The sequence below is a fragment of the Kribbella caucasensis genome (assembly GCF_004361855.1).
Lineage (GTDB): Bacteria > Actinomycetota > Actinomycetes > Propionibacteriales > Kribbellaceae > Kribbella > Kribbella caucasensis.
This window is the reverse complement of record NZ_SNWQ01000032.1, coordinates 18,198-36,246: the sequence shown is the minus strand read 5'-3', so window position 1 is coordinate 36,246 and position 18,049 is coordinate 18,198. Positions and strand designations below refer to the sequence as shown.

Annotated in this window: 14 protein-coding genes; 5 read left to right on the top strand and 9 right to left on the bottom strand. The window is 68.2% G+C overall.

The genetic code is table 11. From position 1 onward, the window contains the following. Positions 1–113: 113 nt before the first annotated feature. Positions 114–2,771: a family 78 glycoside hydrolase catalytic domain gene (locus tag EV643_RS39140; protein ID WP_133805285.1), complete on the top strand. Its 2,658-nt coding sequence runs from the start codon at positions 114–116 to the stop codon at positions 2,769–2,771. Here EV643_RS39140 and trmB read toward each other — a convergent pair. Then, complete coding sequence (gene trmB, locus EV643_RS39135; RefSeq protein ID WP_133805284.1) at positions 2,752–3,453, bottom strand: tRNA (guanosine(46)-N7)-methyltransferase TrmB; 702 nt, start codon at positions 3,451–3,453, stop codon at positions 2,752–2,754. The genes EV643_RS39140 and trmB overlap by 20 nt on opposite strands. 212 nt (positions 3,454–3,665) lie before the next feature. On the opposite strand from trmB, the gene EV643_RS39130 reads away from it, so the two are divergent. Beyond that, complete coding sequence (locus tag EV643_RS39130; protein ID WP_133805283.1) at positions 3,666–4,436, top strand: type IV toxin-antitoxin system AbiEi family antitoxin; 771 nt, start codon at positions 3,666–3,668, stop codon at positions 4,434–4,436. Continuing rightward, on the top strand, positions 4,433–5,317 hold the full coding sequence (locus tag EV643_RS39125) for a nucleotidyl transferase AbiEii/AbiGii toxin family protein (RefSeq protein ID WP_133805282.1): 885 nt from the start codon (positions 4,433–4,435) through the stop codon (positions 5,315–5,317). Before EV643_RS39130 ends, EV643_RS39125 begins: the two co-directional genes overlap by 4 nt. Before the next feature lie 82 nt (positions 5,318–5,399). Here EV643_RS39125 and EV643_RS46200 read toward each other — a convergent pair whose 3' ends face one another. The 3 genes from EV643_RS46200 to EV643_RS39110 all read right to left on the bottom strand — a co-directional run bounded on the left by EV643_RS46200 (position 5,400) and on the right by EV643_RS39110 (position 9,280). Then, on the bottom strand, positions 5,400–5,843 hold the full coding sequence (locus tag EV643_RS46200; protein ID WP_133805281.1) for an SRPBCC family protein: 444 nt from the start codon (positions 5,841–5,843) through the stop codon (positions 5,400–5,402). Next, positions 5,840–6,151, bottom strand: a complete 312-nt coding sequence (locus EV643_RS46195; RefSeq protein WP_133805280.1) for an ArsR/SmtB family transcription factor — start codon at positions 6,149–6,151, stop codon at positions 5,840–5,842. The genes EV643_RS46200 and EV643_RS46195 overlap by 4 nt, the downstream gene beginning before the upstream one ends. Before the next feature lie 144 nt (positions 6,152–6,295). Continuing rightward, positions 6,296–9,280, bottom strand: a complete 2,985-nt coding sequence (locus EV643_RS39110; RefSeq protein ID WP_166665742.1) for a bifunctional [glutamine synthetase] adenylyltransferase/[glutamine synthetase]-adenylyl-L-tyrosine phosphorylase — start codon at positions 9,278–9,280, stop codon at positions 6,296–6,298. A gap of 302 nt (positions 9,281–9,582) precedes the next feature. Between EV643_RS39110 and EV643_RS39105 the strand changes: the two genes are divergently transcribed. Next, positions 9,583–9,978 (top strand): hypothetical protein, encoded by a 396-nt coding sequence (locus EV643_RS39105; RefSeq protein ID WP_238166114.1) that lies wholly within the window; start codon positions 9,583–9,585, stop codon positions 9,976–9,978. 73 nt (positions 9,979–10,051) lie between these two features. On the opposite strand, the gene EV643_RS39100 is transcribed toward EV643_RS39105, so the two are convergent. From EV643_RS39100 to glnA, 3 genes are all read right to left on the bottom strand, one after another. After that, the gene (locus tag EV643_RS39100; RefSeq protein ID WP_133805278.1) at positions 10,052–13,693 is read right to left on the bottom strand and encodes an outer membrane protein assembly factor BamB family protein; all 3,642 of its coding nucleotides are present in this window, start codon (positions 13,691–13,693) and stop codon (positions 10,052–10,054) included. Further along, positions 13,690–14,769, bottom strand: coding sequence for a HupE/UreJ family protein (locus EV643_RS39095; protein WP_133805277.1), 1,080 nt, complete (start codon positions 14,767–14,769; stop codon positions 13,690–13,692). Before EV643_RS39095 ends, EV643_RS39100 begins: the two co-directional genes overlap by 4 nt. Before the next feature lie 87 nt (positions 14,770–14,856). Further along, on the bottom strand, positions 14,857–16,197 hold the full coding sequence (glnA, locus tag EV643_RS39090; RefSeq protein WP_133805276.1) for a type I glutamate--ammonia ligase: 1,341 nt from the start codon (positions 16,195–16,197) through the stop codon (positions 14,857–14,859). A 135-nt stretch (positions 16,198–16,332) separates the two neighbouring features. On the opposite strand from glnA, the gene EV643_RS39085 reads away from it, so the two are divergent. Next, positions 16,333–16,737 (top strand): hypothetical protein, encoded by a 405-nt coding sequence (locus EV643_RS39085; RefSeq protein ID WP_133805275.1) that lies wholly within the window; start codon positions 16,333–16,335, stop codon positions 16,735–16,737. On the opposite strand, the gene EV643_RS39080 is transcribed toward EV643_RS39085, so the two are convergent. Then, complete coding sequence (locus EV643_RS39080) at positions 16,663–17,574, bottom strand: HTTM domain-containing protein (RefSeq protein ID WP_238166113.1); 912 nt, start codon at positions 17,572–17,574, stop codon at positions 16,663–16,665. The genes EV643_RS39085 and EV643_RS39080 overlap by 75 nt on opposite strands. Continuing rightward, positions 17,571–18,047: a hypothetical protein gene (locus EV643_RS39075; RefSeq protein WP_133805274.1), complete on the bottom strand. Its 477-nt coding sequence runs from the start codon at positions 18,045–18,047 to the stop codon at positions 17,571–17,573. Before EV643_RS39075 ends, EV643_RS39080 begins: the two co-directional genes overlap by 4 nt. Positions 18,048–18,049 lie beyond the last annotated feature (2 nt).

Genomic DNA, 18,049 nt, shown 5'->3' with positions numbered 1-18,049 from the left:
GATGTGAGACGACAATCCACGACTGTCCGAATCCGGACCCTGGTGTTGCCCTCGGGCAAACAGACTGCATACGGTCCTCCGTGGTGCTGTTCGCCGACTTCGTGAGGAGCCCGATGGCCGACCCCGCCCTGCCCGATGGCCGGTCCGATGGCTGGCCCGTTGGTGGTCCGCTCACCGTTGGGCGGTTGACGACCGAGTACGCCGAGTCGCCGCTCGGCACCGACGTGGCCCGCCCCAGGTTGGCGTGGATCGCGACCGCCCCGGGATACGGCGCCACCCAGTCGGCGTACCAGGTCTTGGTCGCGTCCTCCGCTGAGCTGCTGACCGCCGGGACAGCCGATGTGTGGGACTCGGGCGAGGTGCTGTCTGACGACATCCAGGTTGAGTACGACGGGCCTGCGCTGACGCCGCGGACGAGGTACCACTGGGCGGTCCGGCTCTGGGACGGCGTGGGCCGTGTGGGCGGATGGAGCAGTCCGGCCTGGTTCGAGACCGGTCTGCTGGACGAGGGCTTCGGCGCGGCCCAGTGGATCGGCGGACCCGGTGACGCCGCTCCCCTCTTGCGTCGCGGGTTCACGATCGACAGCCCGGTCGTCCGAGCCCGCCTCTACACCAGCGGCCTCGCGTACGCCGTACTGAACCTCAACGGCCAACGCGTCAGCGACGCCGTCCTCGATCCCGGATTCACCGCCTACGACAAGACCGTGCTCTACGTCACCCACGACGTCACCGAACTCGTGGCCCAGGGTGACAACGTGCTCGGTGCGGAACTCGGCCGTGGGTTCTTCGGGATGACGACTCCGAACGTCTGGCGCTGGCACCAGGCCCCTTGGACGGGCGATCCACGGCTGCTCGTTCGGCTCGTGATCGACCACGAGGACGGCAGCGTCACCGAGGTGGTGTCGGACACGTCCTGGCGGTTCGTGGGTGGGCCGACTCTCGACGACTCGCTGTACGCCGGTGAGACGTACGACGCCCGTCTCGAGCAGCCCGGTTGGGACTCCCCCGGCTTCGACGACTCCGCCTGGTCCCCCGCGGTCGCGATGCCCGCACCGCGCGGCAAACTCAAGGCGCAGGACCACGAACCGATCCGCGTGGTCGACGAACTCCCGCCGGTCTCCTCGACCTCACCTCACCCCGGAACCCAGGTCGCCGACTTCGGCCGGACCACCGCCGGCTGGGTCACCCTTCGCGTCACCGCGCCAGCCGGGACGCGTGTCAGCCTGTTGTACGGCGAGACGCTGCGCCCCGACGGCACGGTCGAGGCCGTCAACCGCCATGTGGAAGGTGATCGCTTCCAGCGTGACGAATACGTTGCTGCGGGCAACGGTGTCGAGGAGTGGGAGCCGCGCTTCTCCTACAAGGGCTTCCGCTACGTCGAGATCTCAGGTGCTGCTGACGTCGAGGTCACCTTGCGTGAGGCGCACTCGGATGTGCGTGGCGTCGCGCGGTTCACGGCCGGCGAGCCGACGTACGAGCAGCTCGAGCAGGCGATGCGGCGTACCGTTCTGAACAACCTGCACGGCATCCCCACCGACACCCCGATCTTCGAGAAGAACGGCTGGACCGGGGACGCCCAGGTCGGCGCGCCCACGATGGCCGGCCAGCTCGACCTGGCCCGGTTCTTCACCAAATGGCTCGGCGACCTGCGCGACAGCCAGACCGACGAGGGACAGCTGCCGGTGATCGTGCCGTCGGCGGGCTGGGGTTACACCGAACTCGCACCTGCGACCGAGTGGTCGACCGTCTACCCGTTCCTGCTCCGCGAGATGCACCGCTGGTACGGCGACACCCGGCTGCTCACCGACCACTGGGACGCCGTACTGCGTTACGTCGACTGGGAACTCGGCCGGGTCGAGAACGGCTTGTCCGTAAGCGTTCTCGGCGACTGGCTCCCACCGGGCTACCCGGACGGCCCGCCTCCCGAAGACCGCCGCCTCACCGGTACGGCGTACCTGCATCGCGCCGTGATCGCGGTCGCGGAGATCGCCGAGCTGATCGGCAAGACCGGTGAAGTGGATCGCCTCCGCAAGGCCGCGGACGAGCTGGCGGACGGGCTCAACCGCGAGTTCCTCGACCGCGAGGCCGGGCTCTACCGGACCGCGATCGACCCGGACTACCGGCAAACGTCGAACGCGGTCCCGCTCGCCTTCGGCCTGGTCCCGGACGAGTTTGAACCGCGGGTCGTGGCGAACCTGGTCGCGGATATAGAAGCGCGCGGGTTCCATCACAACGCGGGGTGTCTCGGGATCGGCGTACTGCTGCCGGTGCTCACGCAGTACGGGCATGGTGAGGTCGCAGCGAAGGTCGCGCTGCAGCGGACGTACCCGAGTTGGGGCTACTGGCTCGACCAGGGCGCGGACACGATGTGGGAGATGTGGGAGGCGGACACGCGATCCCGCAACCACTACTTCCACGGCACGGTTGTCCAATGGTTGCTGGAGAACGTGGCCGGGCTGCGGAACGCGGGCAACGGTTGGCAGCGGATCGTCGTTCGTCCGGATGCGCGTGACGAGGTCGACTCGGCATCGCTTCGGACTGACACCGTGCGGGGTCGGGTCACGGCTTCTTGGCGTCGGGTGGGCCGCGTGCTGCACTTGGAAATCCAAGTTCCGGTGGGATCAACGGCCGAGGTGCACGTGCCGGCCGAGGCCCTCGCCGATGTGAGCGCGGTGCCGGCGCCGTACGCGGGTGTGCCGTCGCACAAGGAGGGATACGCGGTCTACACCGTCGCCGCGGGCCACTGGAACTTCACGAGCCGGACTTCGTGAAGAGCAGGTCGCGGCAGACCCGGCCGTCGGCCTGAGCGCGGGACTCGAACTTGGTGATCGGCCGCCATTCGGGGCGCGGAGCCCAGTCGGCATACTGGTTGGCCAGGCTGGGCTCGGCGGTGCACACGGCGAGCATCTGATCGGCGTAGTTGGCCCAGTCCGTTGCCAAGTGCAACGTTCCGCCGGGCTGCAGGCGGGACGCGACCAGGCTGACGAACGGCGCGGTGATCAGGCGGCGTTTGTGGTGCCGTTTCTTCGGCCACGGGTCCGGGAAGTAGATCCGGACGCCGGCCAGCGACTCGGGCGCCAAGTGGTCGCGGAGGAGGTCGAGCGCGTCGCCGTGCAGCAGCCGGACGTTGTCCAGTCCGTACCGCTCGACCCACAACATCAGCTGCCCGAGACCAGCCGGGTAGACCTCCGCGGCGAGGTGGTCGACATCGGGATCCGCGAGCGCCAGCTGAGCAGTCGCGTCGCCCATACCGGAGCCGATCTCCAACACGGTCGGCGCTGTCCGCCCGAACCACTCGGCCAGATCGACCTGACCAGAGGGCATCTCCTCCAGCTTGCGGCCGAGCTGGGGCCAATGGGTGTCCCACACCCGCTGCTGCCCAGCCGTCATCCGCACACTGCGCCGGACATGGCTGACCACCCCCACCTGCCGAACCTGATCCACCGTCTCCACCCAGCGAGTTTAAACGGCCGACGTCGAAGGGCGATTCAGCCCGTTACATCCGCCGCAGCGAGGCGTTAACCCACTGACGGCTGAGCTCCTAGACGCGCCGTTCTCCCCTTAGAGCGTGAATCATTGTCATTCACACCCGTAGTTTGCTAATATCGACCAAAGAAAGGTGGTGAACGACAGTGGCTCGTGTGATCACTCGTTCCGTTGCAGACGTGGTCGAGCAGCTTGAGCTGGATGGCGACGTCGTCGTTACGGTTGATCGACTGGCAACTGTCCTGCACCAGGTCGACCTGGATGGAGATCCTCGCCGACTCGCCTACGAGCTCCAGCGTGATGGTTGGCTCGGGCGACTCCGCACCCGACACGCCTGGGAGTTCCTTCCAGGCGCGCGAGGAGGGGCTTACAGCTCAGGCGACCGCTTCATCGAATTCCGTGCTCAGCGTGCAGTCGACCCAACCTGGGGAGGCGTGCTCGCTATGGAGTCGGCAGCATCAGTCCTTGGGTTCGCTCAGCGCATTCCCGAGCAGGAGGTCGTCGCGCTCCCGGATAACGAGAGGTTCCCCAAGGCGCTTGCGGGCGACTGGCGCTACGTCCGGATTGAGCTGCAGTCCTCGGCGATCGCCACCGTCAACGGCCTGCCTTCGTGGACCCTCGAAGGTCTGCTCGTCGGGATCGCTGCCCGGCCCTCGGCCTACAAGGATGTCGCCGGCCTTGGACAGTGGCTCGCAGAAGCTGCGCCCGGTGTCGACACCGCGAATGTGGTCGAGTTGCTGCAGCCGATGGGTAACGCCACTCGCCAACGGGCGGCGTACCTGCTTGCGGCCTCGGACAGCGAACACGCCGCGGCTGCGATCGTCGAGGCCTATCCGCCATCCGAGATCGCATGGCTCGGGCCGCGCGAAGCGGGTGGATTCTTCGACAGCAACACCAAGGTCAACGACACCCTGCTCTTCAATTACCTGAGCATCGGGACCGGCTCATGACCCGCGTCACCGAGGGTCACCTCGTCCGCCATTACCAGGGAGTCAAGGGCGGTCGCGATGCCGCGCTGCTCGACATAGCCCAGGACCACGCACTCCACCTGCTGCATGAGGCCGGGCTCTTCGAGCGCGGGCTGGTGTTCAAGGGCGGCACTGCGCTTCGGAAGTTTCGCGCCGGCAACGCCGGTCGATTCTCCACCGACCTCGACTTCGCCGCGCCCGCTGAGGACCTCGCCCTTGCCGCATTGCAGGCACTCGACGGCGTCGGAGTGGACGGCTTCTCCTTCGCGATCGAGAACCTCGGAGACGACGGTCGGCGTGGCGATCTCAGGGTCGAGACCCCATTCGGGCGCCCACAGCTCGGCGCCAAGGTCGAGCTCGCTCGCCACCAGCTCAGTCTCGACGCCGAGGCGCTCGAACCCGAACGCCTACCGATCCACGATCGCTACGACTTCGCCCTGCCTCCGACGCCGGTGGTGCGCATCGAAGAGGCCGTCGCCGAGAAGCTCGCCCGCTACCGCCGGGTCTCGCTGGCCCGTGACCTCTACGACCTGCAGTGGTTCGCCAGTGCCGGCGCGATGTACGAGCCGCTCGTACGACGCCTGTGGGTGCTCAAGGTCTACCGTGACGTCGTCGTCGACGGCAGGGGTGGCAAGCCAGTCGATCCCACCGAGGTCCTCCGAGCTCGGACCACCCAGGACTTCCGCTCAGAAGACATCGGCTACCTGACCCGACCGGTCCGCATGGACGAGTGGATCGCGACCGTCCGAACCCGGTATGCCTTCATCGCCGAGCTCGACGCCGACGAACGACGCTGGGTCGAGTGCAACGAGCGTGACCTCTACGAGGTGGAGACCGCCCTCACCAAGATCGGCCGGAAGTGATCGCTCGCCTCGGGATACCAGCGGCTCCGCGCCCTTCGCCTATTCCCCTCGCGCCTGCCTCCCGACAACCTCAGGCACGGATTCAGAACTCGATCCGCAGCGTGCGGCCGGTCTCGAGGAAGGTTTTCAGGTTGGCCAGGATCGGGCTCCAGCCGTTCCGCCAGCCCTCGACCTGGTCGGCCTCGATCTCGTCGTGGACGACCTGCAGTTTGACCACACCCTGGCCGGCCGGCTCGATGGTGAAGGTGACCCGGCTGGGCTCGTCGTCCTTCCGGTCGTCCAGGTACTCGTTCTTGAAGGTGTAGGCGAGCGTCTTCGGTTCGTCGTACACGAGCACCTCGCCGGAGTCGGTCAGGCTGTCGTCGGCGCTGTCGTAGAACCGGACCGGCGAACCGACGGACCAGTCGGACTCGATCCGCCGGCCGAACCAGTACAGCGTGGTGAAGGCGCCGTCGGTCAGCGCTTGCCAAAGCTTCTCCGGGGTGGTCTCGATGTAGGTGACATGCACCATCGCAGGCTTGCTCACTTCTCCTCCAGGGCTGCTTTCAGCGCGCTCAGGGCGCGGAGTTTGTCTCGTTCGTAGTTGCCGATCCAGCGTTCGGCGATCTCGTTGATCGGCACTGGATTCAGGTAGTGATACTTGCTCCGGCCGCGCCGGACGGTCACCACCAGCCCCGCGTCCTCGAGGATCCGCAAGTGCTTGGTGACGCCTTGCCGGGTCATCTCGGTCAGCTGGTCACACAGCTCGGTCAGCGTCTGTCCGTTGCGCTCCCGCAGCGCATCCAGCAACTGCCGCCGCCCACCATCCGCCAGCGCCTTGAAAACCAGGTCCACTCCTCCGAGATTAAGCAACCAAATGGTTGCCTGTCAAACGGCGCCCGCCCCGATGTGGCTTGGTTTAAGCCGTGACGCGGTAGTCGTGCAGGGTGCTCGCAGAGCGCTTTCAGCACGCATTCCCGGCCGTTTCAGCGATGAATGTCACTCGCCCCAGAAGAGGTGGTCGACGACTATTCGGGCGCGGCGGGTGCGGCGGCGGTAGTCGTCGGCGAAGCGGCTGGTCTCGCCGGGTGGGTAGCCACAGATCTGCGCTACCGCGGCCAGATCGCGTGGGTCCCGCGGCAGCGAGTCGCCCGGACGGCCGCGGACAAGCATGATCGCGTTGCGGATCCGGGTCGCGAGCTCCCACGCGTTCCGTAGTACGTCGGCGTCGTGGGGCGTGACGAGTCCGGCCTCGACGGCAGCACGGAGAGCGCCGAGGGTGCGCGTGGTTCGCAGTCCTTCGACCCGGTGCGCCTCTCGCAACTGCAGCAACTGGACGGTCCACTCGATGTCGGCCAAACCGCCGGGGCCGAGCTTCGTGTGGGTCGCGGGATCGGCGCCTCGCGGCAACCGTTCCGCATCCACGCGCGCCTTGATCCGGCGGATCTCCATCACGTCGGCGACCCGTACGCCGTCCGCCGGGTAGCGCAGTGGATCGATGAGTTCGCGGAACCCCTGACACAGGGCGGGATCGCCACACAACGGGTCGGCCCGGAGCAACGCCTGCGCTTCCCACACGGCCGACCAGCGCGCGTAGTACGAGGCATAGGAGGCTAGCGTCCGGACGAGTGGGCCCTGGCGTCCCTCGGGTCGCAAGTCAGCGTCGACGGCCATCGCGGGGTCGGCACCAGGCAGCGCGAGCAACCGGCGGAGCTCCGATGCGGCCTGGGTGGCGAAGTCGGTCGCGGCCTTCTCGGAAGCGCCCGGCAATGGGTCGTGCACGAACATCACGTCGGCGTCGCTGCCGTAGCTGAGCTCGTGCCCGCCGAACCGGCCCATCGCGACGATCGCCAGCTTGGTCGGTTCCGGTTCGCCCTTCGCCACGGTCCGCCGGGCGACGTCGAGAGCGGTGGTCAGGGTCGCCACCGAAATCTTGGTCAGCGCCTCGCCGACGGCCTCGACCTCGACCAGGTCCGAGAGGTCGGCCGCCGCGACCCGGAACAGCTCCCGCCGTCGGGCCGCCCGGATTGCCCCGACCGCCGCCTCGGGATCGTCATGCCGACCGGCGGCCGCGGACATCTCGGACTGCAGGGCGTCGAGGGTCCGCGGGACCAGTTCGCGCTCGTCGGCCAGCATCGCGGTCGCTTCGGGGGCCCGCTGGAGCAGGTCGACGGCGTACCGGCCGCTGGCCAGCAGGTGCGCGAGTCGCTCGGCCGAGGCGCCCTCGTCGCGGAGCTGGCGCAGGTACCACGGGGTCGAGCCGAGCGTGTCCGAGATGGTCCGGAACGCGAGCAGCCCGGCATCCGGATCCGGCGACTCGGCGAACCAGCCGAGCATCGCGGGCAGCAACGTCTTCTGGATCGCCGAACGCCGCGACACCCCCTCGGACAGCGCCTCGATGTGCCGCAGCGCCGACGCCGGATCGGCGTACCCGAGGGCCGTCAGCCGTTGCCGCGCCGCCTCCGGAGTCAGCCGCACCTCCTGGCCCGGGATGCGCGCGACGGCGGCCAGCAACGGCCGGTAGAACAGCTTCTCGTGCAACCGCCGGACCTCGAGCGCGTGCTTCTTCCAGGCAGCGACCAGGTCGGCCACCGGGTTCTTCGTGAACCCGAGCGAGCGGCCCAGCCGGCGCAGGTCCTCCTCGTCGTCGGGGACCTGGTGGGTACGCCGCAACCGGTACAACTGGATCCGGTGCTCCATCGACCGCAGGAACCGGTACGCATCCGCGAGCACCGCGCCGTCCGTACGCCCGACGTACCCGGAACTGGTCAGCTGCTCCAGCGCGACCAACGTCGTCCCGCTCCGCACCGACTCGTCGCTGCGACCATGCACGAGCTGCAGCAGCTGTACGGCGAACTCGACGTCACGTAGACCACCCGGACCGAGCTTCAGCTGCCGGTCGACATCCGCCGCGGGGATGTGATCGACCACGCGGCGGCGCATCGCCTGGACGTCGCCGACGAACCCTTCCCGGTCGGCCGCGGACCAGACCAGCCGGCCGGTCCGCTCGGCGTACTCCCGGCCCAGCTCCACGTCACCCGCGACGGGGCGGGCCTTGAGCAGCGCCTGGAACTCCCACGTCTTGGCCCAGCGCTGGTAGTACGCGAGGTGGCTGTCGAGCGTCCGTACGAGCGGTCCCGACTTGCCCTCCGGCCGGAGCGCCGCGTCGACGGGCCAGAGCGTGCCCTCGGCGGTGCGCGCCGAGCAGATCCGCATCACCGCCGACGCCAACTGGGTCGCCGTCTTCAGCGCGGGCAACTCGGCCTCACCGTCATGCGGTTCCGCGACGAACAGCACGTCCACGTCGCTGACGTAGTTGAGTTCGCGCCCACCACATTTGCCCATGGCAATCACCGCGAGCCGGCAGTCCGCCGCGCCGGGGTGTGCCTTGAAGTAGTCGTTCCGCGCGATGTGCAGCGCCGTCTCCAACGCGCCACCGGCAAGGTCAGCCAGTACTGCGGCGACCTCGTCGACCAGCAGTCCCTCGGCGAGATCCCGCGCTGCCAACCGCAGCAACAGCCGCCTGTACTCGACCCGCAGCGCGTCCACCGGGTTCTCCGCGTCCACGGCGGTCACCAGCCGCGCGGCCACGTCGTCCGGACCCGGTCCACTTCGGGCCAACGCGGGGTCGGCCAGGTCGTACCAGTGCCGCGGGTGCACGCTCAGGTGCCGCCCGAGCGCCTCACTCGCGCCGAGCACGCAACACAAGCGGCGGCGGAAGCCGTCGTCCATGTCGAGCGTCCGCGCGAACACGGCCAGGTCGTACCCGTGCTGGTGCAGCGCCTCGGCCGTGCCGAGCAGTCCGTGCAGCGCGAGGTCGGGGTCGGCCGTCTCGGACAGCGAGTTGATCAGCTGGTCGGTCGCCATCGGGCTGTGCGAGTCCAGCGCGTCCAACTGGTCCAGCAGCTTCGCCGCCCGCTGCGGGTCCGCGAACCCCAGCCGGACCAGCCGCCCCTCACCCGACAACCTCCGCGACTCAGCCACCCCCGCAGGCTATCCATTCCCCCGGCAAATCTCAGAGGCCAACCTCCCAGCTGAATGGTTACCCCTCGGGAATCCGGCGGGGCAACCTGCCATCTCGGAGGTTGGCCTCTGAGATTCGGCCTAGCGGCGGGGGGTGTCGCGGGGGGATCGCGGTGGGGTTGCGACCGGATTGCGGTCAACACACGGAGTCGCTTGGCGAAAGCGTTCGGTGACGGGCATGATGACTGGTCATGGTCATGATGACGGGGTCGCTCTCGATCAGGGGCATGGTGGTTTGGCTGACGCCCCAGCAGGGTGGGCGAGTGTCCGGGCCGCCTGAGCCGGACTACGACTACGACTACACAGCCACCGCGTTCCTGCCGCCACGGACAGCCGAGGACGGGCAGGTGGGGATCGCGCTGCGCCGGTTCGCGCCGGGCGCCTGGCGGTCGGGTGCCGAGGGGATTCTGGTTCCCGGGCAGGGCCATCGTGCCCAGCAGGTGGTCCCCGGCTGCGTCGTGGTGATCACCGAAGGGGTCCGCCCGGTCGGATTCTTCACGGTCGAAGAGGTGCAGGCCCTCGCACCTGACGGGACCCTGGCCGTGCCGAAGCCGGCCGAGCCCGCGATCACGGGGCTGACCACGATCGGTCCGCTGCCCACCGACACGCCGTACCGGCACTCCACGGCTGCCACCCGCTGGACCGCTGCCGCCAACTGACAACAGCCTGCGTCCGGAGAACCGGCGGGGCGTTCCGCCAGTTCTCCGGACGTAACAGCGTCGGGCGTAGGAACTAGAACGCGAACTGGTTCAGTACGGCGAACTTGTCCGCGGCACCCTCGTTGGAGACGGCAACGATCCGCCGGGTGATGGTGTGGCCGCCACCGGCCGGCAACTCGAGCTTGAACTTGCTCATCGTCCAGATCGACTGCGAGTACCCGGTGAAGTCACCGCTGCCGGCGCTGTAGACCAGCCCGTAGGTCTGGTTGTCCGCGCCTGTTCCGGACTGGCCGATCCAGCGATTCGCGTCCGGCACGTGGCTGAACGGCCCGCCGCTGGTGACCACCGCGTTGCCCGAGACCGCCGAGCGCGAACCGGCACCGTCGTGGTCCAGCGCGTCACCGGCCCAAACCGTCAGCGGCGCGCCCGTCGCGTTGGTGAACGTCGTCGCCGCGGTGACGAACTGCTCGTCGGCCGTCGCCGTGTACGTCGTGACCACCTTCAGGTTCGGGTTCTCGGCCGAGGCGCCGGTGACCTGGACAACCGCCTTCTCGCCGGTGTTCTCGACGATCCGGATGTCCGTCGACCGCACTTGCGTCTGCTGCCACGCGCTGCCACCCGTCGGCTCGGTCGTGCTCACGTACGGCAGGTTGATCCAGTCGAGCTGGTCCGGCTGTCCGGTGATCGCCATGTCGACCACCTTGCCGGGGCTGGACGGGGTCAGCTGCGGGTCCTGGAAGACCTTCGCGATCGCCAGGGCGAGCCTCTTGTTCTCGATCACGATGTCGTCGAGTCCGGCCTCGACCAGGCCGCTGGGCAGCCGCTTGCCGACGCTCGCGTCGACGTTCACCGGCGAGATCTCCAGGTTGACGCCGGCGGCTCCGCCGTCGCCCACGGTGATCTCCTTGGCGGCCGTCGCGTAGCCGAGCTGGGCCGACTGGATCGTGTAGGTGCCGGCCCCCTTCTCCAGCGCCAACCGATAGTTGCCAGCGGCATCCGTCGTGGTAGAGCCGATCGACATTTCGTTCTGCAGAACGGTGACAGCGGTCGAGGCGACCGGTTCGCCACTGTCCTTCTTGGTCACCTTGCCGGACACCACGGGCCACGGCTTGGCCGCGACACCGCCCGGGGTGAAGGCGTACAGGTTGCCGTCGAACGCACCGACGACGACCGTGTTGCCGCTGACAACCGGTCCGGCGGAGACCCAGGTGCCCAGGTCCTGCTGCCACAGCGGCTGACCCGTCTGGGCATCCAGTGCGTAGAAGCTGCCGCCGTTCGAGCCGACGAACAACGTGTTGCCGCTGACAACGGGTGAGGTGAACGACCCACCGCGGTACTGCTTGCCCGGCAGCAACCGCTTCCAGATGACCGCACCGGTACCGGCGTTGAGCGCGGCCACCTCACCACTCGGGAAGCCCATATAGACGACGTCGCCCTTGATCGCCGCGGCGGCCGGGGTGGCGTTGCCGTTGACCAGTGACGGCCAGGAGCTGCGGTAGCTCCACAGGGTGGCTCCGGTCGCGCCGTCGCGAGCGATGATCCCGTTGCCGGAGCCGATGAAGACCCGACCGTCGGCAGCGGACGGGATGCCGTCCTGCCAACCACCTAGAGCCGCGGTTCCGGTCCACTCGACCGCGCCGGTCTCGAGGTTGTAGGAGATGACCCGGTCGGCGGTTTCGTTGCCGACGTACACGTGACCGTTCGAGACAGCCGGCGTACCGTCGCTCATCGTGGCACCGCTCATCGGCGATGCCCAGATCCGCTGCCCGGTCTTGACGTCGAGCGCGACCAGCAGACCGCGGCTCGCCTCGCCGTGCCTGGTCTGGTACGGGTACAGCACCTTGCCCTCGGCAACCGTCACGCCGTAGTACCCGTACGTGCGCTGGTTGTTGCCCTCCGGCGCCGGACCGGGATCGTTACGCCACTTCAGCTGACCGGTCTTGGCGTCCACGGCGAAGAGCGTGCCGCGCAGCGTCGGTACGAACACGAGCCCGTCCGACACCGCGATGCTGCCGTGCACCGAGGACGGCACGGTGTAGCTCCACAGCTTGCGGCCGGTCGCCAGCGACACCGCGTGTACCGCGCTGTTGCCGTCACCGTCCTCGTCCCGCGTCCCGGCGTACACGACACCGTCGACGATCGCGGGCGAGCCGGTCAGGAACGTGCCCTTCGTCCGGTACGACCAGGCAAGCCGCTGCCCGGCGGCGATGCTGTCGGTGGCGACTCCGGTGTGCGACGGGTCGCCGTGGTGCTGGGACCAGTTCGCGCCAGCGACCGGCTTGATCGCCTTCTCGTTGGTCAAAGTGAACGTCGAGGTGGCCTTCCAGATCGCTCCGGTCTTGTCCGCCGCCTCGACCAGCAGCGTGTGGTCGCCGTACTGCGTGCTGTCCGGCAGCGTGCCGTACCAGGTGAACTCGCCGGTCGAGTAGAGCGGCTTCCAGCTGCCGTTGTCGATGCGGTAGCGGACACTCACCGGGGCGTCACTGCTGTCGTAGGCGTTCACCTGGATGCCCGGGAAGCCGTCCCGCGGGATCGACGTACCGGGTGCCGGGCTGACGACGGTGAGGTCCTTCTCCGCGCCGTAGATCCGGAACGGGTTGTCGAAGGTCTTGTTGTGCATGTTCACGAACCGGAACCCGCGCGGCGAGTTGTCGATCGTGTACGAGCTCGACACCGTCTGGATGTGCTTCGCGGTGCCGGCGAAGTCGCTCCTCGGCTCCACATCGTTGGAGTGCTCGTGACCGACCAGCATCAGCTCGGCGCCGTACTGCTCCAGCACCTTGCCGTACTCGTCGTAGACACTCGGCGAGCCGAACGGCACGTTCATCGGCTGGTGGGCGAGCACCACCAGCCGCTTGCCCTCCTTGACGTTCTGGGCGAGGTCGGCCTTGACCCATTCGAGCTGCTCGGCGAACGGCGCGGCGCCGTTGTTCTCCAGCACCAGGAAGTGCCGGTCGCCGTAGTCGAAGGAGTACCACTCGGGCCCGACGTGCTTGCGGTAGTTGTTGATCCGGACCGCGTACGTCGCGCCGGCGGAGTACTCGTGGTTGCCGACGGCCGGCCACACCGGGACCTTCGAGTTCGCGGTACCGGCCTTGTAGAACTCGAACTCCGGGTCGGTCGCGTTGTTCGTCAGGTCGCCGCTGACCTGGATGAAGGCGAGCTCCTGCCGGGTCGAGTTGATCTCGGTGATCTGCTCGGCCAGCTGGGCGTTCACGTGCGGGTCGGCGACGTTGCCGAAGGTGAACCGGCCGCCGTCGTTGTCCCGGTCCTTGCGCAGGCCGAAGTCCACCTCGCGGGTGTCTCCGGCGGCGAGCTGGCCGAGGTTGCGGTAGAACTTCGGGGTCATCGAGTCGTCGGTGCCGACCGAGTAGCCGGCCGGCTGGGTGACGAAGACGAGGTCCACGTCACGGCGCTCGACGTCGGTGCCGAACGTGTAGCGGCCCTGGGCGTCGGTGACGACGATCTGCTGGCCGTCGGACACGCTGACCCCGGGCAGCACCGGCTCACCGGTGTCGATCCGGTTGTCGTTGTCGCGGTCCTCGAAGACCGTGCCGGAGATGGTGGCGTTGGGCGCGTCGACGGCATCGGCGAGCACACCGGTGAGCGGCACGCCGATCACCAGCGCGGCGAGCCCGGCGGTCACGCCGTACAAGAGCTTGTGGTACTTCGTCGTCGGTTGGTGATCGCGAGACGAGCGGGTCAGGCGGATCATGTGAGGAAGAACCTTTCTACGAACCAGAAGAGGCCGAAGGCGGCGACGACCCCGGTCGCCGAGCGAACGGCCGGAACCGAGAAGCGGCTCCGGCGGATGAGCAGGACCAGCGGGAACACGGCGATCAGCAACAGCGCCTGACCGGCCTCGATACCGAGGTTGAAGCTGAGCAGCGAGACGAGCAGTTCGGGGCTGGCCCCATCGGTGATCCGCAGGGACCCGGCGAAGCCGAGACCGTGCAGGAGACCGAAACCGAAGACCACCGGCATCCGGTGCCGGGTGGAGCCGAGCAGGTTCTCGACGGCGACGAAGGCGATCGACAGCGCGATCAGCGGCTCGACGATCACCGCCGGTACCGAGATCCCGCCCAGCAGGGTGGAGACGAGCGTGACGCTGTGCGCCACGGTGAACATCGAGATCACTTTCAGCAGGCTCTGGAAGGTGGTCGCGCCGAGGACGAGAGCGACGACGAAGAGCACGTGGTCGAGGCCGAGCAGGATGTGCTCGACGCCCAGCTTGCCGAACTGCAGGCTGGACGACGCGAGGGTGTTGTCGCCGACGGTGAAATCGTGGTGGCTGCGGTCGAAGATGGTCCGGCCGGACTCGTTGCCGAAGGTGTACTCGACCACGTTGGTGTGGTCGTCGGCGACCGCCTCCGAGTCGTCGAAAACCTTGTACTGCAGGCGGAACAGGCCTTCGTCGCCGGCGCATTCGTAGACCAGCCCGAGGTCGGCGTACGGCTTCTCCGCCCGGTTGCTGACCGAGGTGGTCTCCAGCCGGGGTTCGCAGGCGGCGCCGTCGAGGGAGACGATCACCCGATCGTGGAGATATTCCTCCAACCGCGGCCGGGCCGTGTCGAGTGCTTGTGCCCGCTGCCCGTCATCGGTGGCCGGTGCACCGAGATCGACGGCCCGCGCCAGTACGGCGTACTCGAGGCTGAGCTGATAGGTCACGCGACTGCCGTCTTGGTGAACGGTCGAGTAACCCGCGGACGCGATGACGTGCGCCGACGCGGTAGCGGCTCCCGTGGTCAGCAGGAAGACGAGCAGACCGGTGAACGCAAGCAGGCGCCGCATGAGAGCCCATCCCACGTGACCAGGGCAACGGATAGATGACGGCTCAGGAAACTATTTGCCGCTCATGCGCGGCCAGCTGTGAACTGGTTAGAGGACCGGCAGCAGTTTGTTGAGCTCGAACGGGGTGACCTGGCGGCGGTAGTCCTGCCACTCGACCCGCTTGTTGCGCAGGAAGAAGTCGAAGACGTGCTCACCCAGCGTCTCGGCGACCAGCTCACTGTCCTCCATCGCGCTGATCGCCTCGGCCAGGCTGCTCGGCAACGGCTTGATCCCCAGCGCGCGGCGCTCCCTCGAAGTCAGCGACCAGACGTCGTCCTCGACCTCACGGGGCAACTCGTACCCCTCCTCGATGCCCTTCAGCCCGGCCGCCAGCATCAGCGCGAACGCCAGATACGGGTTCGCTGCCGAGTCCAGCGAGCGGAACTCCACCCGGCTCGACTGGCCCTTGTGCGGCTTGTACATCGGCACCCGGACCAGCGCGGACCGGTTGTTGTGCCCCCACGAGATGAACGAGGGCGCCTCGTCACCGACGGCGAGCCGCTTGTACGAGTTCACCCACTGGTTCGTCACCGCGGTGATCTCGGCCGCGTGGTACAGCAGGCCGGCGATGAAGGCCCGGCCGGTCTTGGACAGCTGGTACTGCGCGCCGCCCTCGAAGAACGCGTTCCGGTCGCCCTCGAACAGCGACATGTGGGTGTGCATCCCCGAACCCGGCTGGTCGCTCAGCGGCTTCGGCATGAACGAGGCGTAGATGCCCTGGCTGAGCGCGACCTCCTTCACCACCACCCGGAAGGTCATGATGTTGTCGGCCGTGCTGAGCGCGTCGGCGTACCGCAGGTCGATCTCCTGCTGGCCCGGGCCGCCCTCGTGGTGGCTGAACTCGACCGAGATGCCCATCGACTCCAGCATCGTGATCGCCTCGCGGCGGAAGTCGTTGCCGATGCCCTGCGGGGTGTGGTCGAAGTACCCGGACGAGTCGACCGGCTCCGGCGGCGTCCCGGCCGGGCCGGCCGGCTGCTTGAACAGGTAGAACTCGATCTCCGGGTGGGTGTAGAAGGTGAACCCGAGATCGGCCGCCTTGGCCAGGGTCCGCTTCAGCACGTACCGCGGGTCGGCGAACGACGGCGAGCCGTCCGGCATGTTGATGTCGCAGAACATCCGCGCGGTGCCCATCGTCTCGCCCCGCCAGGGCAGGATCTGGAACGTCGACGGGTCCGGTTTGGCCAGCATGTCCGCCTCGGTCACCCGGGCGAAGCCCTCGATCGCGGACCCGTCGAAGCCGATCCCCTCGGCGAACGCGCCCTCCAGCTCGGCCGGCGCCACCGCGACCGACTTGAGGAAGCCGAGCACGTCGGTGAACCAGAGCCGAACGAACCGCACGTCGCGCTCCTCGAGCGCGCGCAGCACGAACTCCTGCTGCTTGTCCATCGGCGTGTCCACCTCTCTCGTCCTGCGGCTGTCGGCGCTGATGACAGGGCCTCACACAGTGTGCCCCGTCTCTGTTAAGCAGACGTTACGTGTTAGCGGGGACAAGGCGGTCAAGCGGGGCCTAACGTTCTCCCCGTGCAGACGATTTTCCACGCCGCCCTGGTCGTCGCGGCCGTCCTCTGCATCAGCGACCTGTTGCTCAGCACCACCCGGTTCGTCCGCTCGGTCCAGCGCAAGCGTCCGGCCGAGCTCGACGTGCTCGGGCGCCGCTGGCTGCCGATCCCGGAGCTCGGGTTCGGCATGTTCGCGTTCTGCTGCCCGGGCCTGGTCACCCTCGGCCTGACCCACGAGGGCGACACCCTGCCGACCCAGCAGATCCTGCTCGCCGCGCTGGTCTTCGGGTACGCCGGGGCGGTGCTGTCCCGGATCGTCCGGACGCCGGGACCGGACGGCCGCCGGTTCCGGTTACGCGCCGGCCTGCTCCTTGGCCTTCCCGCCGTCTTCGGCCTGGTCTTCGGCCTGTCCGGCGTCGCCGGCTGACCTGCTCCGGCGCTGGAACCAGGGCACGATCCGCTCGAGTGGGGCGAAGGCGAGCCAGCAGACCACGGTCGGCAGGAAGTGGATCAGCAGGATCGCGGTGTTCGCCACATGGAAGCCGATGAAGAACAGCGCAGCGAGCAACTGCCAGCGCCCCTTCAGCCACAGCACCACCGGCGACAGGAGCTCGCCGATGAACCCGACCCACTGCATCACGTGCAGCATCCACGGGTGGTTCAGCAACCACTCCCCGACCGGGTGCGGCCGGCGGACGATCGCCCAGGTCAGTACTGCGCTCCCGGGCCAGGTCACCACCCAGCCGGCGCTCCGCAGCTTGGCGACCGCCGAGAGGAAGTACGTCGCGATCACGCTGAGCTGGACACACCTGACAGCCCAGCCGGCCGCCTCGGACCTGCTCTGGTCCCCGTAGGCCCTCCAGCCCTTCTGCTGCGGCTTGACCGTCGGCAGCACCCACAACGCGACCACCAGCGCGAGGTGGTCGTGGTCCACCTTGCCGTCGCTCATCCCGATCAGCACCCACCAGGTGAACGCCGGGGCGACCACCCAGCCCGCGATCCGGGGGAACCAGTTGGTGGCGCCGACGAGACACGCGACGATGAGGACGACGTACAGGATCGTCGTGTTGGTGACCGACGGCCTCGGCAGGTCGAACAGGCGAGCCAGGAACAGCGGTTGGTACAGCCCGGTGTGCTCGCCCTTCAGCCGGGTGTCCCGGACGAACGCGTGCATGTCGAGGATGACGAACAGGTACAGGACCGTCCGCAACCACGCCACCCTGGCCAACGCGATCGCGGGCGTGAACCAGTTGACGACCTTCACCGGCGCACCTGCCAGGTCGCCAGTACTTCGGACTTCGGCGGACCCTCGACCCGGCCCTCCACCAGTTGCGTGGTGTCCCGGATCAGCTCGAGCCTCACGTACTTCGGCTTGTCCGGGTGCTTCTTCGCCCACCCGTCCGCCACCTGCTGCAGCAACGACGGATCCTTGACGATCTCCCCGATCCGCGCCTCGATCTCGGCCCGCGCGACCCCGGCCCCCTCGATGTTCAACGGCACATCCACCGTCGTCCCCGCGTCCGTCAACGCGCTGACCCGGGTGTACGTGATCGCCGCGTCGTCCGGCACCGACATCGCGTACTGCGACATCGGCCCGAACGGCCAGACGTCATCGGTGGCCCGCACCGACCCGTTCACGAGCAGCCCGATCCCCACCAGGGCGACTAGCACCCGCAAGCCTTTCCCGGCCCGCCCCAACCGCACATCCCCCGCACCACCCGTCGTCACGACCGCCATTA